The following is a 473-nucleotide window of genomic DNA, read 5'->3' as shown; positions in this document are numbered from 1 at the left end:
GGATCAACCTGCAGGGCCTCATGGACCCCTACGGCCGGATGATCTGGATCTCCGAGGGGCTGCCCGGCTCGATCCACGACCTCAAGGCCACGCGAATGCACGACGTCCTCCACGTGATCAACAGCGCGGAGACCATCCATCTCTTCGCCGACAAAGGGTACGTCGGCGGCGAGAGCGACCGTCTCCTCGTCCCTTACAAGAAGCCCGCGAACGGCGAGCTCTCCGACAGGCTCAAGGAGATCAACCGCACCCAGGCAGCCACCCGCGCACCAGGCCAGCGTGGGTTCGCGGTCCTGAAGAACTGGCGGATCCTCAACCGCTTCCGCGGCTGCCCACGCCATGTCGGCAAGTTCGCCCAGGCCGTCCTCGTCCTTGAACAGGAAGGAATCTAGGAAAAGCTACTTGTAGGGTAGGCGACTGGCGCGGTGGCATCTCGCTTTGGGCACAAGGTCCGGTACCTTTGTCCGCGTGGT

1 protein-coding gene is annotated in these 473 nt (G+C 63.6%); it reads left to right on the top strand.

The genetic code is table 11. From position 1 onward, the window contains the following. Positions 1 to 392: transposase family protein (locus AC559T_RS16755; RefSeq protein ID WP_498869335.1), on the top strand; the 392-nt coding region annotated here is incomplete at its 5' end. Positions 393 to 473 lie beyond the last annotated feature (81 nt).

The organism is Frankia sp. Hr75.2 (assembly GCF_949319125.1).
In the GTDB taxonomy this organism is placed as follows: Bacteria; Actinomycetota; Actinomycetes; order Frankiales; family Frankiaceae; genus Parafrankia; species Parafrankia soli.
Note: the sequence above shows the minus strand (reverse complement) of the source record. Positions and strands in the feature narration are given on the sequence as shown.